The sequence below is a fragment of the Paraburkholderia eburnea genome, assembly GCF_002917095.1.
Classification (GTDB): Bacteria; Pseudomonadota; Gammaproteobacteria; order Burkholderiales; family Burkholderiaceae; genus Paraburkholderia; species Paraburkholderia eburnea.
In genome coordinates this window covers 54,276-68,663 of record NZ_PQGA01000003.1, presented here as the reverse complement: position 1 = coordinate 68,663, position 14,388 = coordinate 54,276, and the positions used below count along the sequence as shown (strand labels likewise).

Below are 14,388 nucleotides of genomic sequence, written 5' to 3'. Positions count from 1 at the left end.
GCTGTCTGACATGACCCGCGGCGGCGTCCTGCACGCCAGCGGGCGCGGACTTACAATATCGGCTATTCAACAGGCGCTCAACATGTCGTTTTCACCAGGCCCGAATTCCTCTCCCAGCGACTCCCAAGTGACCCAGACCGCCATGAACCTGCCGGCCAGCGGCCCGCTCGCCGACTTCGAGCGCGCGCTCACCGCGCCGCGCGACGACAGCTTTGCCGCGCTCGGCGCGACCTTTTACACGCGGCTGCCGGGCGCGCCGCTGCCCGCGCCTTATGTGGTCGGTTATTCGCCTGAAACGGCGGCGCTGCTCGGCCTCGACGCTGCTGCCGTGCGCGATCCGGCGTTCGCGGCGCTCTTCAGCGGCAACTTCACGCGCGAGCGCTCGCCATCGGCAATGTCCTACGCGACGGTGTATTCGGGGCATCAGTTCGGCGTGTGGGCCGGACAGCTCGGCGACGGCCGCGCGCTGATGCTCGGCGAGGTCGAGCATGGCGGCCGGCGCTTCGAGGTGCAGCTCAAGGGCGCGGGCCGCACGCCCTATTCGCGCATGGGCGATGGCCGCGCGGTGCTGCGCTCGTCGATCCGCGAATTCCTTTGCTCGGAGGCGATGCATCACCTCGGCATCCCGACGACGCGCGCGCTCGCCGTGACCGGCTCCGACCAGCCGGTGCGCCGCGAGGAACTGGAAACGGCGGCGGTCGTCACGCGCGTGTCGCCGAGTTTCGTGCGCTTCGGCCACTTCGAGCACTTCTATTCGAACGACAACGTCGAGGCGCTGCGCCAGCTCGCCGATCACGTGATCGGCCGCTTCTATCCGCATCTGCGTGAAGCCGACGACCCGTACCTCGCGCTGCTCGACGAAGCGGTGCGCAGCACGGCGGCGCTGATGGTCGACTGGCAGGCCGTGGGCTTCTGCCACGGCGTAATGAACACCGACAACATGTCGATCCTGGGCCTCACGATCGACTACGGCCCGTTCGGCTTCATCGACGGCTTCGACGCGAACCACATCTGCAATCATTCGGATTCGCAGGGCCGCTACGCTTACCGCATGCAGCCGCAGATCGGCTACTGGAATCTCTTTTGTCTTGCGCAGGCGCTGTTGCCGCTGTTTGGCGCGCACTACGATATCGCCGACGAGAAAGCGCGCGGCGAGCGCTGCGTGGCCGACGCGCAAGGCGTGCTGGAGCGCTTCAAGTCGCATTTCGCGCCCGCGCTCGAAGCCCGTATGCGTGCGAAGCTCGGGCTTGAGCACGCGCGCGACGGCGACGATCAGCTCGCGAACCGTCTGTTCGAAATCATGAACGCCAACCGCGCCGACTTCACGCTGACGTTCCGCAATCTGGCCCGCGTCACGAAGCTGGACGCGCAAGGCGACACGACCGTGCGCGACCTGTTCCTCGACCGCCCGGCCTTCGACGCCTGGGCCGCCGACTACCGCGCGCGCCTCGCCCACGAAACGCGCGACGACGCGGCGCGCGCCAGCGCGATGAACCGCGTGAATCCGAAGTTCGTGCTGCGCAACCACCTGGCCCAGACAGCGATCGAGCGCGCGGCGCAAAAGGATTTCAGCGAAGTCGAACGGCTCGCCAGCGTGCTCAGGCGCCCCTTCGACGAGCAGCCGGAAAACGCAGCCTACGCGGCGCTGCCGCCCGAGTGGGCAAGCTCGCTGGAAGTCAGCTGTTCGTCCTAGTTGCGCTTCGTGAGCGCGCCCCCATCTACGCAATCTTCCCCTGACAGCAACCCACAGGAACCCCGACATGAGCCAGGACGACCATAACTCCGACGCCTACCCCGGCCACAAGAGCGACGCCGAATGGCGCGCGAAGCTCGATCCGACGCAATACCAGGTCACGCGTCACGCGGCCACCGAGCGCCCATTCACCGGCAAGTACTGGGACCACAACGAACGCGGCATTTACGACTGCGTCTGCTGCGGCACGCCGCTGTTCGAATCGGACACGAAATTCGACGCCGGCTGCGGCTGGCCGAGCTACTTCCGCCCGATCGACGGCGAGGTGATCGAGGAGCGCACGGACCGCACGCACGGCATGTTGCGCATCGAAGTGCGCTGCAAGAACTGCGGCGCGCATCTGGGCCACGTATTCGAAGACGGTCCGGCTCCGACGGGCCTTCGATATTGCATCAATTCGGCTGCGTTACAATTCGAGCCCAAGTGACGCGGGCAGGCACGCGCCCTCCATGCGGGGCGCGTGTTTTCCCGATGTCGCGCCCCTTTTTGCGGCTCTTTTTGCGGACTCCAGGCCGATAATGAAATTTCTGTTTGATCTGTTCCCGATCATCCTGTTCTTCGTCGCCTTCAAGATATGGGGCATCTACACGGCCACGACCGTGGCCATCGTCGCCACGCTCGTGCAGATCGCCTGGGTGGCGTTCCGGCACCGCAAGGTCGATCCGATGCTGTGGCTGTCGCTGGGCATCGTCGTCGTATTCGGCGGCGCCACGCTGATCCTGCACGACGAAACCTTCATCAAGTGGAAGCCCACCGTGCTCTACTGGGCCTTCTCGGTCGTGCTGCTGGTCTCGCAGGTGGCGTTCGGCAAGAACCTCATCGAAGCGATGATGGGCAAGCAGATCGCCCTGCCGCACCGCGTCTGGACACAGTTGAACTTCGTCTGGTCGATCTTCTTCGCGCTGCTCGGCATGCTTAATCTGTTCGTTGCCTTCCATTTTTCCACGGACGCGTGGGTCGACTTCAAGCTCTTTGGCGCGACCGGCATCCTCGTCGTGTTCATCGTCGGCCAGAGCCTCTGGCTGTCGCGTCACATGAAGGAAGAAGAATGAGCGACGTGTTCCTCAACGCCAGCCCCGCCGAGCGCCTCGCGCTGATCGAAACGCGCCTGACCGAGGCGCTCGCGCCGGTCGAATCGATCGTCGTGCGCGACGACAGCGCGCTGCACGCGGGCCACGCCGGCGCGTCCGCGGGCGGTCATTTTCATGTCACGATCGTTGCGGCCGCATTCATGGGGAAAGCCCGCGTGGCAAGGCATCGCTTGGTGTATGATGCGCTGGCCGAGGCCATGCAGCGCGGCATTCACGCCCTTGCGATCACGGCGCTCACGCCCGAAGAAGCCGCAGCGCTGCCCCGTCAAGCCCCGCTTTGATTTGCCTTATTTGTCCTTTGATTCGCCCTATCAGGATTTTTCGATGACCTTGAAGAAAACCCGTCTCTGGGTGTTGCTGGCTGCGTGCGCGGCGGCTCCCGCCTTTGCGCAGAATGTCGCCGTCGTGAACGGCACGCCGATCCCGACGTCGCGCGCCAACGCGCTCGTCGCCCAGGTCGTGGCCCAGGGCCAGCAAGACACGCCGGACCTGCAAAAGGCCGTGCGTGAGGAACTGATCAACCGCGAAGTGCTGATGCAGGAAGCGGCGCGCCTGGGCATTCCGAATCGTCCGGACGTGAAGGCACAACTGGCGATGGCGCAGCAGCAGGTCATCCTGCACGCGTGGATCGAGGACTTCCTCAAGAACAACCAGCCGAGCGACGCCGAAGTCAAGGCGATGTACGACAAGGTTACGCAGGGCGCGGGCGGCGGCAAGGAATATCACCTGCACCACATCCTCGTCGCCGACGAGCAGCAGGCCAAGGACCTGATCGCGAAGATCAAGGCCGGCGCAAGCTTCGAAGACCTCGCGAAGCAGTACTCGAAGGACCCGGGTTCGGCGAAGAACGGCGGCGACCTCGACTGGTCGGACCCGAAGGCTTACGTGCCGGAATTCGCCGCTGCCGCGACGTCGCTGCAGAAAGGCCAGATCACCGATACGCCGGTGCACACGCAGTTCGGCTGGCACATCATCCGCGTCGACGACATCCGCGCGATCGCCCCGCCGCCGCTCGAACAGGTGCGCCCGCAGATCGTCCAGCAGCTTCAGCAGGAAAAGCTGCTCGCGTTCGAAAAGCAATTGCGCGCGCAAGCGAAGATCCAGTAAAGCCGCACTGCGGTTTCACCGTGCAAAAAACCCCGCGACCTGTACAGGCGCGGGTTTTTTTGCTTTCCGCGCGGCTTCGACGCGTAGCAGGTCGGCTTATACGCCGCACGGAAAAGAAAAACCCCGGTCACAGCCGCCGTAGCGGGCATGACCGGGGTTTTTCCGGGGTGCGGCGGGAAGCCGCCATCAAGCCGCCATCAGGCGGCTAAGCGACCCAAGGCCTTAACCCACCCACTTGCGTGCGTTCTGGAACGCGCGCAGCCACGGGCTTGCTTCGCCCCAGCCTTCGGGGTGCCAGCTCATCGTCACGGTGCGGTGCACACGCTCCATGTGCGGCATCAGCACGGTGAAGCGGCCGTCGGCGGTGGTCACGGAGGTGATGCCTTGCGGCGAGCCGTTCGGGTTGAACGGATAGCCTTCGGTCGCCTGGCCACGGTGATCGACATAGCGCATCGCCACCGCCACCTTCGAAATGTCGCCCTGCTGCGAGAAGTCCGCGAAACCTTCGCCGTGCGCGACCGCGACCGGAATGCGCGAGCCTTCCATGCCGGCAAAGAAGATCGACGGCGAGCTTTGCACCTCGGCGAGCGAGAAGCGCGCTTCGAACTGCTCCGACTTGTTGCGCGTGAACTTCGGCCAGGCTTCGGCGCCCGGGATCATCGAGGCGAGGCTCGACAGCATCTGGCAGCCATTGCAGATACCGAGCGCAAAGGTGTCCTGACGCGCGAAGAACGCCGCGAACATGTCCGCGAGCTTTGCGTTGAAGCGGATCGTCTTGGCCCAGCCTTCGCCCGCGCCCAGCACGTCGCCGTACGAGAAGCCACCGCAGGCCACCGCGCCCGCGAAATCGGCGAGCGTGGCGCGGCCTTCCAGCAGGTCGCTCATGTGCACGTCGTGCGCGTCGAAGCCGGCGCGGTCGAACGCATACGCGGTTTCGAGGTGCGAGTTCACGCCCTGCTCGCGCAGGATCGCCACGCGCGGACGGGCGCCACGGCCGATGAACGGCGCGGCGATGTCCTCGGCCGCGTCGAACGTGAGCTGCGGCTGCATGCCCGGATCGGAGGCGTCGAGCAGCGCGTCGTATTCGGCGTCGGCGCAGGCGGGGTTGTCGCGCAGACGCGCGATACGCCAGCTCACTTCGCTCCACACGCGCTGCAGTTCGGCGCGCGGCGCTTCATAGATGCGCTTGGCGTCGCGGTAGATTTCGATCGAGTCGCGGTTGTTGAGCGTGCCGATCACGTTCGAGCAGACCGACAGGTTGTGCTCGCGCAGCACGGCCATCACGGCGTCGCGCTGCGTTGCGGGCACCTGGATCACGGCGCCCAGTTCCTCCGAGAACAGCGCGCGCAGCGTACGGTCGTCGCGGCGGCCGCTGGTCTGCTTCGCCCAGTCCTTGGCGTCGCCGAAGTCCGTGCCGTGCTCGCCGTCGAGCGTGAGCATGTCCACGTTCAGCGACACGCCGGTGTGGCCCGCGAAGGCCATTTCGCAGACCGTCGCCCACAGGCCGCCGTCCGAGCGGTCGTGGTACGCCAGCACCTGCTCGTTGGCGTTGAGCTTCTGGATCGCGTTGAAGAACTGCTTGAGGTCTTCGGCGCTATCGACGTCGGGCGCGTCGTCGCCGACCTGCTGCGTGACCTGCGCGAAGATCGAGCCGCCCATGCGGTTCTTGCCACGGCCGAGGTCGATCGAAATCAGCACCGATTCGCCCGCTTCGTCGATGCGGCGCAGTTGCGGCGTGAGGTGACGGCGCACGTCCTCGACCGGCGCGAACGCGGAAATGATGAGCGAAACCGGCGCGACCACTTCCTTGGCGACGCCCTCTTCGTTCCACTTCGTGCGCATCGAGAGCGAATCCTTGCCCACCGGAATGCCGATGCCCAGCGCCGGGCACAGTTCCATGCCGATCGCCTTCACCGTGTCGTAGAGCGCGGCGTCTTCGCCCGGCGCGCCGCACGCGGCCATCCAGTTCGCGGAAAGCTTGAGCTTGTCGAGCGAAGCGATGGGGGCGCTCGCGATGTTGGTGATCGCCTCGCCCACGGCCATGCGGCCCGATGCGGGCGCGTTGATGACGGCGAGCGGCGTGCGCTCGGCCATCGTCATTGCTTCGCCCTTGAAGCCGGCGTAGTCGAGTGCGGTGATCGCGCAATCGGCGACCGGCACCTGCCACGGGCCGACCATCTGGTCGCGCACGTTCATGCCGCCCACCGAGCGGTCGCCGATGGTGATGAGGAAGGACTTGCTGCCGACCGTCGGGTGACGCAGCACGCTCTTCGCGACTTCGTCGAGCGCGATGCCCGTCACATCGACCGGCACGAGCGGCGTGCTCGCGTGCTCGACCGTGCGGTGCATGCGCGGCGGCTTGCCGAGCAGGATGTCCATCGGCATGTCGACGGGCTGGTGGCCACCGTTGGCGGCGAGCGCCTTCTCGTCGGTGTCGATCAGCTTGAGTTCGCGCTCTTCGGTGGCGACGCCCACGACTGCGAACGGGCAGCGCTCGCGCGCGCAGATCGCTTCGAATGCGGGCAGGTCAGCCGGTGCGATCGCCAGAACGTAGCGCTCCTGCGATTCGTTCGACCAGATTTCGCGCGGCGAAAGACCCGATTCTTCGAGCTGAACCTTGCGCAGCTCGAAGCGCGCGCCCTTGTCGGCGCCGTCGACGAGTTCCGGGAAGGCGTTCGACAGACCGCCCGCGCCTACGTCATGAATGCTCAGGATCGGATTGCCTTCGCCCAGTTGCCAGCACGAATTGATGACTTCCTGCGCACGACGCTCGATTTCCGGGTTGCCGCGCTGGACCGAGTCGAAGTCGAGTTCGGCGGTGTTGGTGCCGGTCGCCATCGAGCTGGCCGCGCCGCCGCCCATGCCGATACGCATGCCGGGGCCGCCGATCTGGATCAGCAGCGACCCTGCGGGCAGGTCGTGCTTGTGGGTGTGCTGGTCGCTGATGTTGCCGAGACCGCCGGCGATCATGATCGGCTTGTGGTAGCCGCGCACGGTGCCCGCGACATTCTGTTCGTAGACGCGGAAGTAGCCGCCGAGATTCGGACGGCCGAATTCGTTGTTGAACGCGGCGCCGCCCAGCGGCCCGTCGATCATGATCTGCAGCGGCGAGGCGATGCGGTCCGGACGGCCATACGTGCCATGCGCGTCGGCGGGATTGCGATGCGCGAGCGGCACGGCGGCGTCGCGGGCGTTTTCCCACGTTTCGCGCGCCTCGGGCAGATCGAGGTTCGAGACCGTGAAGCCCGTGAGGCCGGCCTTCGGACGCGCGCCGCGACCCGTTGCGCCTTCGTCGCGGATTTCGCCGCCCGAGCCCGTGGCCGCGCCCGCGAACGGCGAGATCGCGGTCGGGTGGTTGTGCGTCTCCACCTTCATCAGCGTGTGCGTGAGTTCGGTGTGGCGGCCATACTGCTCGCCCGGCGTGCCGTCCGCGCCCGTCTTGCGCGGGAACCAGCGCTCCGCGACCGCGCCTTCCATGATCGACGAGTTGTCCGAATACGCGACGATGGTGCCTTGCGGGCTGATCTTTTCGGTGTTGCGGATCATCGCGAAGAGCGACAGGTCCTGGTCCTGACCGTCGATCGTCCAGCTCGCGTTGAAGATCTTGTGGCGGCAGTGCTCGCTGTTGGCCTGCGCGAACATCATCAGTTCGACGTCGGTCGGGTTGCGGCCGAGCTTCGTGAAGTTCTCGACCAGATAATCGATTTCGTCGTCGGCGAGCGCGAGGCCCAGTTCGCCGTTGGCCGTCTCCAGCGCCGCGCGGCCGTGGCCGAGCACGTCCACCGTCTGCATCGGGCGCGCCGGCAATTCGTCGAACAGATGCATCGCCGCGTCGCGCGACGGCGCCACGCTCTCGGTCATGCGGTCGTGCAGCGCGGCGGCAACCTGTGCGCGTGCGTCGTCCGACAGCGTTTTCTTACCGCCGAGCAGGCCGCTCTTGAGGATCACCGTGTATTCGACGCCGCGCTCGATGCGGCGCACCTGATCGAGACCGCAGTGATGCGCGATGTCGGTGGCCTTGGAGGCCCACGGCGACACCGTGCCGAAGCGCGGCACCACGAGGAACGTCACCGCGCTGCCGCGCTCCTGCGGAGCGGCGAACGGTGCGCCGTAGTGCATCAGCGCTTCGATCTTCGCGCTGTCGTCAGCGCTAAGCGGCGTGGCCGAGTTGACGAAGTGCAGATACTGACCATGCACGCCGACGATATTGGCGTCGATACGCTGGAGCGTGTCGAGCAGGCGGGTCTGACGGAAGTCGGAAAGGGCCGAAGCACCGGGGAAACACGAGAAGTGGGCCATGGACTGGGGCGTTGCGTCGAGGTTACATCGCGGCTTCGCCTCGCGCGGTAGCGTCGCAAGGTGGCGATGCGTCGCGCGGGGCTGTGGCGACGGTCAGGCGAAGGGAGACCGCGATTATAACCCGGAAGCCCCTCTCCGGCCGCCCTGGCGGCGGTTTGACGACACCGCGCGAAGCACGTCCGTGCGCCTTTTCGTGATACGGAAAACCGACGCAGCCACCATCGACGCTTCATTGCACCGTTTTTCGCGATTGTTTCGTGATTTTTCGCGATTAACTGACAGCCCTGAAGCCAGTCTGAGCGCAAACCGCCCGTGCCACGCGCATGGCGACGACGCCCGAATGGCTGCTATGATTGCGCGTTTCACCCGATCGGCGCAGCGCTAAGCGTGCGCCGCACGTCTCACCCTCTTCGGCAGGGCGTCTGGTCAACGACGGCCAACGGCGCGCCGCCTGCCTGCAGATCGAATCATCATGGATGTCATCGTCATTGGCGGCGGAATTGCCGGCGTCGCCACCGCCTACCAGCTGCGCGCGGCGGGCCATCGCGTCTGCGTGGTCGAGCGCCACGCCACCGTCGCGCAAGGCGCGAGCTACGGTCACAGCGGAGTCGTGCTGCCGACGCCGCTCGACGTCTGGTTCGGCCCCACCTTCCTGCGCAACGGCCGGCATTCTTCGGGCGGCGTGATCTGCAAGACCGGCGTCACGGGCCAGGCGCGTGCGTTCGTCAAGCGCCTCGCCTCGCTGCACGGCTCCGAGGCGTTCGCGGCACGCTATGCGCTGCTGCGTCCGCTGATCGAGTCGGCCCAGGCGGCGCTCGACGATGTCGAAGGCCGTTTCCAGCTTGAATACGAGCAGCGCGAAGGCCTCCTCTATCTCGTGCGCGGCAACGATGAATGGTCGCTCAACCAGGCCGCGCTGGAACTGCTGCGCCGCTTCGAAACGCCGCATCACGTGCTGACGCCCCACGAATGCGTGGCCGCCGAACACACCATTCCCGCCGATCCGCCGTTTGCGGGCGCGGTGCGCTTCGATCAGGCGCGCATCGCCAACTGCCCGCTGTTCGTCAAACAGCTCAAGCAGACGCTGGACACGCTCGGCGGCGTGCAGTTCGAGACCGGGCGCACGGTGAGCGCGATCCGCGTCGAGAACCAGCGCGCCGCCGTCGAACTCGCGCCGCGTCCCGACGAAGCAGGCAAGCGTCGCGACGTCGAGGTCATCTCCGCCGATGCCGTAGTGGTCGCGGCGGGCGCACAGACGCCGAAGCTGCTCGCGCCGCTCGGCCTCAAGCTGCCGGTCTATCCGGTGCGCGTGCATACGCTCAACGCGCCGGTCGCGCACGAGGAATGCGTGCCGAATACAACGCTCGTCGATGCGGCGCGGCGCATCGTCGTCACGCGCACGAATCACCGTCTGCGCATTGCGGGCGGCGCGGTCCTGCAGCGCACGAAACAGCTTGAGCAAGCCTTGCCCGAAGCGCTCACCGAAGAGGCGCTCGCCCTGCTCGGCGAAGCCTCGCGCGACTGGGCGCCGGGCGCCGCGCGCATTTCGGCCGCGCTCGCCTGGGAAGGCATGAAACTGCTCTCCGCGGACGGCCTGCCGGCCGTGGGCAACACCGGCCATCCGCGCCTGTACGTCAATGCGGGCCACGGCCCGGCGGGCTGGGCGCTCGCGCTCGGCTCGGCGCGCCTGATTGCCGCCCAGGTGTCCGGCACCGCGCCGGACTTGCCCGCCGACACCATCGAGGCGCTCGCGCCGGCACGCAGCTAAACGCCGCGGCCTGGACGCCCTGCGTCTCATTGCGGACCCGAGCCGGCGTCGCTCGGGTATCGTTGCAGTGTCGACTTTTAGCCTGCTTTTGCCGCCATGACAGACGCCACGCCTTCTCACCCCACCCTCGTCAATCCGCATGACCGCGCCGTGGCGTTGCTCACCGTCGCGCAACTGCGCGAGCGCGAACACGCCGCTCAGGCGGCGCTGCCTGCCCATACGCTGATGGCGCGCGCGGGCGCCGCCGCCGCGCACTTCCTGCGCGAACAGATCTTGCACGCGCCGTCTGCGGCCAGCGCCAGGCCCGTATGGTTCGCCGCCGGCCCCGGCAATAACGGCGGCGATGCACTGGTGGCCGCCGCCGCGCTCAAGCGGGCGGGCATCGACTGCGAAGTCTGCATGCCGGTCGAAGTGAAACCCGACGACGCGCGCTGGGCGCTCGCCGAAGCCCGCGCGGCGGGCGTGCCGATCACGCGGACGCCGCCTGCCTCATTCGACGGTTACGGCTGGCTCGTCGACGGGCTGTTCGGCATTGGCCTGGCGCGTGCGCTCGACGGGGAGTTTGGCGGGCTGGCCGAACGCCTGTCGGCACGCACGCGCGCCAGCGGCCATGTGCTCGCGCTCGACGTGCCAAGCGGTCTCGACAGCGACACGGGCAACGTGGTCGGCGGCGGGCCGGCCGTGCGCGCCAGCCATACGGTCAGTTTCATCGCCGCGAAACCCGGGCTCTATACGGGCGCGGGGCGCGATTATGCGGGCGTGGTGAGCGTGGCGCCCATCGGGATTGAAACTCAGGGGATTGAAACGCCAGGCATTGAAACCCCGGTCGCCTTTCAAAGCCCGGGAATCGCGCTGCTGAACTCAACGGCGCTATTCGGCCCGTCCATGCCCGCGCGCGACTTCGCGACCCACAAGGGCAGCTTCGGCACGCTCGCGGTCATCGGCGGCGATACCGGCATGTGCGGCGCGCCGGTTCTCGCCGCGCGCGCGGCGCTGCTCGCGGGCGCGGGCAAGGTGAACGTCGGCTTTCTCGGCAACGACGCGCCGCCCTATGACGCGCCGCATCCCGAACTGATGCTGCACCACGCCGCGAAGCTCTCGCTCGACGCGATGAGCGCCGTTGCGGCGGGTTGCGGCATGGGCGGCAGCGCATCGGCGCGGCAACTGGTCGAGCGCATCCTGCGCCTTGACGCCGCCGTGCTGCTCGACGCCGACGCGCTCAACCTCGTCGCCCGCGACGACGCGCTTGCCGCGCACGTCAGCGAACACGCCCGCACGCGCGGCGCGCCGTGCGTGCTGACCCCGCATCCGCTCGAAGCCGCACGCCTGCTGGGCACCGATACGGCCGAGGTACAGCGCGACCGGCTGGCGTCCGCGCGCGCGCTCGCCTCGCATTACGAGGCGGTCGTGGTGCTCAAGGGCAGCGGCACCGTAATCGCCGCACCGGACGGGCGTCTCGCGATCAACCCGACGGGCAACGCAGCGCTCGCAACGGGTGGCACTGGCGACGTGCTCGGCGGCTTGATCGGCGCGCTGCTCGCGCAGCGTCTGCCGCCCTTCGAGGCCGCGCTGGCTGGCGTCTATCTGCACGGCCTCGCCGCCGATGCACTCGTGGCGCAAGGCGACGGTCCCGCCGGGCTCGCCGCAGGCGAACTCGCGCCGATGGTGCGCCGCCTGATCAACCGGATTTTTTACCCTGCCAAAGATTGAGGCCTGGCCACATATTGGGAGAAATCACGTCAAGGCGTTTGCTAACGTCCTAGCTTTTCCGTTAGCAAAGCCGGCCCGGTGCGCAGCCTCGCCCAGGCCCGCTATACTGATCTTTCGCGCGCCGCCCACCGGTGGCGCGCTTCCCCGCAGCGCGTGACGCGCGCGTTAGCCAGACCGGCTGACGCCGTCCGCCGCCCTTCATTCGTTTTCCCTCGCTAGACGAACATGACGAATCCGCTCCCTGCCTGGTCCGCGCTACAGACGCATTACGAACAGATCCGCAACGAACAGATGCGCGACTGGTTCGCACCCGCCAACGACCCCGCACCGACCCGCGCCGAACGCTATACGTACGCGGGCGGCGGTCTTGCAGCCGACTTCTCGAAGAACCGCATCAACGACGCCACACTGAAGCTGCTCGTGCAGCTCGCGCGCGAAGCCGGCGTCGAACAGCGCCGCGACGCGATGTTCGCGGGCGAAGTCGTCAATCCGACCGAAGGCCGCGCCGCCCTGCATACGGCACTGCGCGCCACGGAGCCGAACGCGCCGTTCCACGCGCAGATCCTCGCTGAAAAAGCGAAGATGGCGAAGTTCGCCGACGCCGTGCGCAGCGGCGCCTGGACCGGCTACACCGGCAAACGTATCCGCCATGTGGTCAACATCGGCATCGGCGGCTCGGACCTCGGGCCGAAGATGGTCGTGCATGCGCTCAAGCATCTGGAGACGCCCGAGCTCGACTCGCACTTCGTCTCCAACGTCGATGGCGCCGATCTCTGGCGCGTGATCGAAGACATCGATCCCGAAGAAACGCTCGCGATCATCGTCTCGAAAACCTTCACGACGCTCGAAACCATGACCAATGCGCGTTCGATGCGCGACTGGTTCGTCCAGCACGGCTGTCCCGAAGATGCGCTCGCGAAGCATTTCGTGGGCGTATCGGCGAATCCCGCCGAAGTCGTCAAGTTCGGCATCGCCAAAGAGAATGTCTTCGAGATGTGGGACTGGGTGGGCGGGCGCTATTCGCTGTGGTCGGCGGTGGGCCTGTCGATCATGATCGCGATCGGGCCGCAGCAGTTCGACGAACTGCTCGCCGGCGCGCACGATATGGACGAGCACTTCCGCACCGCGCCGCTGGAGAAGAACCTGCCGGTGCTGCTCGGCATGATCGGCATCTGGTATCGCAACTTCTTCGGCTCGCAGAGCTATCTGGTGGCGCCCTACTCCGAAGCATTGCACTACCTGCCCTCGTACCTGCAACAGCTCGAAATGGAGAGCAACGGCAAGCAGGCGCGTCTGGACGGCAAGTTCGTCGATTACGCGACGTCGGCCATCACGTGGGGCGAGCCGGGCACGAACGGCCAGCACGCGTTTTTCCAGATGCTGCACCAGGGCACGACGATCGTGCCGATCGATTTCATCGCCGTGCTCACGCCCGAGCATCCGCTGGCCGATCATCATCCGAAGCTGCTCGCGAACTGCTTCGCGCAGAGCGAGGCGATGATGCTCGGACGCACCGAGGAAGAAGCGAAGAAGATCGCCGGCCCCGACAAGCCCGAACTCGTGCCGCACATCATGTTCCCCGGCAATCGCCCGACCACGACGCTGCTCGTCGATGCGCTCACGGCACGCTCGCTCGGCGCACTGATCGCACTCTACGAGCATAAGGTGCTGGTGCAGGCGTCGGTGTGGAACATCAACCCGTTCGACCAGTGGGGCGTGGAACTCGGCAAGATCCTCGGCAAGGTCGTGGAAGCCGATCTCACCGCGGCGAGCGGCGACGTGAAGGCGCACGATTCGTCGACGAGCGCGCTGATCGCGCGGGCACGCGCAGCGCTCAAGCGTTGATGGCGCGCTGAAGTAAAAAAGCGTGCGCGGTGTTATCGCGCACGCCCTGTTTTTTGCCGATGGAGCTAGCGAGCGGCTTCGATATGATCGTTGGCGTCTTCTGGGCCGTCGGCGTGCAGCGCATTCGGCACCCGACGCCCTGCTTCGATCGTCACCACGGTGTCGCAGCGGCGCGCGAGATCGATGTCGTGCGTGACCAGTACGAGCGTCGCGCCATTCGCGCGGTTCAGTTCGAACATCAGGTCGATGACGGCATGACCCGTGGCGGCGTCGAGGCTGCCGGTGGGTTCGTCGGCGAACAGAACGGACGGATGGGTGACGAAGGCGCGTGCCAGCGCCACACGCTGCTGCTCGCCGCCCGAAAGCAGTTTGGGATAGTGACCGGTGCGCTGGCCCAGGCCCACGCGCTCCAGCAACGCGCGGGCGCGCGTGAAGGCCTCGCGTGTACTCAGGCCGCCCTGCAGTTCGAGCGGCAACGCGACGTTTTCCAGCGCGCTCAGATGCGGCATCAACTGGAACGACTGGAACACGAAGCCGACCGCGCCGTTGCGCAACGCGGCACGACGGTCCTCCGCCATGCCGGTAAGCTCGTGTCCAAGCAGTCGAACCGAACCGGCGCTCGCGCTGTCCAAACCGGCCAGCAGGCCCAGCAACGTAGACTTGCCCGACCCCGATGCACCGACGATCGCCACGCTGCCGCCCGCGGGCACGCTCAGGTCGATGCCGTCGAGGATCGTCAGTTCGCCAGTCGCGTCGGTGACGCGCTTGCTCAAACCCCGCACTTCGATGACTGGATCGCTATTCATTCGCACATG

At 66.8% G+C, this 14,388-nt stretch carries 10 protein-coding genes; 8 read left to right on the top strand and 2 right to left on the bottom strand.

Translation table 11 applies throughout. From position 1 onward, the window contains the following. The first annotated feature begins 142 nt into the window (after window positions 1–142). The 5 genes from B0G62_RS08345 to B0G62_RS08325 all read left to right on the top strand — a co-directional run bounded on the left by B0G62_RS08345 (window position 143) and on the right by B0G62_RS08325 (window position 3,951). Window positions 143–1,693: a protein adenylyltransferase SelO gene (locus tag B0G62_RS08345; RefSeq protein WP_103703726.1), complete on the top strand. Its 1,551-nt coding sequence runs from the start codon at window positions 143–145 to the stop codon at window positions 1,691–1,693. A gap of 67 nt (window positions 1,694–1,760) precedes the next feature. Further along, window positions 1,761–2,180, top strand: coding sequence for a peptide-methionine (R)-S-oxide reductase MsrB (gene msrB, locus B0G62_RS08340; protein ID WP_103703725.1), 420 nt, complete (start codon window positions 1,761–1,763; stop codon window positions 2,178–2,180). A 91-nt stretch (window positions 2,181–2,271) separates the two neighbouring features. After that, on the top strand, window positions 2,272–2,805 hold the full coding sequence (locus tag B0G62_RS08335; protein WP_103703724.1) for a septation protein A: 534 nt from the start codon (window positions 2,272–2,274) through the stop codon (window positions 2,803–2,805). Continuing rightward, window positions 2,802–3,125, top strand: a complete 324-nt coding sequence (locus B0G62_RS08330) for a BolA family protein (RefSeq protein WP_103703723.1) — start codon at window positions 2,802–2,804, stop codon at window positions 3,123–3,125. The genes B0G62_RS08335 and B0G62_RS08330 overlap by 4 nt, the downstream gene beginning before the upstream one ends. A 43-nt stretch (window positions 3,126–3,168) precedes the next feature. After that, entirely contained in the window at window positions 3,169–3,951 is a 783-nt protein-coding gene (locus tag B0G62_RS08325) for a peptidylprolyl isomerase (protein WP_103703722.1), read from the top strand. Window positions 3,952–4,173: 222 nt separating this feature from the next. Here B0G62_RS08325 and purL read toward each other — a convergent pair whose 3' ends face one another. Continuing rightward, entirely contained in the window at window positions 4,174–8,250 is a 4,077-nt protein-coding gene (gene purL / locus B0G62_RS08320; RefSeq protein ID WP_103703721.1) for a phosphoribosylformylglycinamidine synthase, read from the bottom strand. 472 nt (window positions 8,251–8,722) lie between these two features. Here purL and B0G62_RS08315 point away from each other — a divergent pair, with 472 nt between their 5' ends. The 3 genes from B0G62_RS08315 to pgi all read left to right on the top strand — a co-directional run bounded on the left by B0G62_RS08315 (window position 8,723) and on the right by pgi (window position 13,573). Continuing rightward, complete coding sequence (locus B0G62_RS08315) at window positions 8,723–10,018, top strand: FAD-dependent oxidoreductase (RefSeq protein ID WP_103703720.1); 1,296 nt, start codon at window positions 8,723–8,725, stop codon at window positions 10,016–10,018. Window positions 10,019–10,114: 96 nt separating this feature from the next. Next, window positions 10,115–11,728, top strand: coding sequence for an NAD(P)H-hydrate dehydratase (locus B0G62_RS08310; protein ID WP_103703719.1), 1,614 nt, complete (start codon window positions 10,115–10,117; stop codon window positions 11,726–11,728). Between the two features lie 225 nt (window positions 11,729–11,953). Continuing rightward, window positions 11,954–13,573 (top strand): glucose-6-phosphate isomerase, encoded by a 1,620-nt coding sequence (pgi, locus tag B0G62_RS08305; protein WP_103703718.1) that lies wholly within the window; start codon window positions 11,954–11,956, stop codon window positions 13,571–13,573. Between the two features lie 65 nt (window positions 13,574–13,638). Here the strand turns inward: pgi and B0G62_RS08300 are convergent, their stop codons facing one another. Beyond that, on the bottom strand, window positions 13,639–14,379 hold the full coding sequence (locus B0G62_RS08300; protein ID WP_103703717.1) for an ABC transporter ATP-binding protein: 741 nt from the start codon (window positions 14,377–14,379) through the stop codon (window positions 13,639–13,641). Window positions 14,380–14,388 lie beyond the last annotated feature (9 nt).

Excerpts from the sequence above, each read along its gene's own strand:
- msrB (WP_103703725.1), top strand. The coding sequence starts at position 1,761 with ATGAGCCAGGACGACCATAACTCCGACGCCTACCCCGGCCACAAGAGC.
- B0G62_RS08325 (WP_103703722.1), top strand. The coding sequence starts at position 3,169 with ATGACCTTGAAGAAAACCCGTCTCTGGGTGTTGCTGGCTGCGTGCGCG.
- B0G62_RS08345 (WP_103703726.1), top strand. The coding sequence starts at position 143 with ATGAACCTGCCGGCCAGCGGCCCGCTCGCCGACTTCGAGCGCGCGCTC.
- B0G62_RS08330 (WP_103703723.1), top strand. The coding sequence starts at position 2,802 with ATGAGCGACGTGTTCCTCAACGCCAGCCCCGCCGAGCGCCTCGCGCTG.
- B0G62_RS08315 (WP_103703720.1), top strand. The coding sequence starts at position 8,723 with ATGGATGTCATCGTCATTGGCGGCGGAATTGCCGGCGTCGCCACCGCC.
- B0G62_RS08335 (WP_103703724.1), top strand. The coding sequence starts at position 2,272 with ATGAAATTTCTGTTTGATCTGTTCCCGATCATCCTGTTCTTCGTCGCC.
- purL (WP_103703721.1), bottom strand. The coding sequence starts at position 8,250 with ATGGCCCACTTCTCGTGTTTCCCCGGTGCTTCGGCCCTTTCCGACTTC.
- B0G62_RS08300 (WP_103703717.1), bottom strand. The coding sequence starts at position 14,379 with ATGAATAGCGATCCAGTCATCGAAGTGCGGGGTTTGAGCAAGCGCGTC.
- pgi (WP_103703718.1), top strand. The coding sequence starts at position 11,954 with ATGACGAATCCGCTCCCTGCCTGGTCCGCGCTACAGACGCATTACGAA.
- B0G62_RS08310 (WP_103703719.1), top strand. The coding sequence starts at position 10,115 with ATGACAGACGCCACGCCTTCTCACCCCACCCTCGTCAATCCGCATGAC.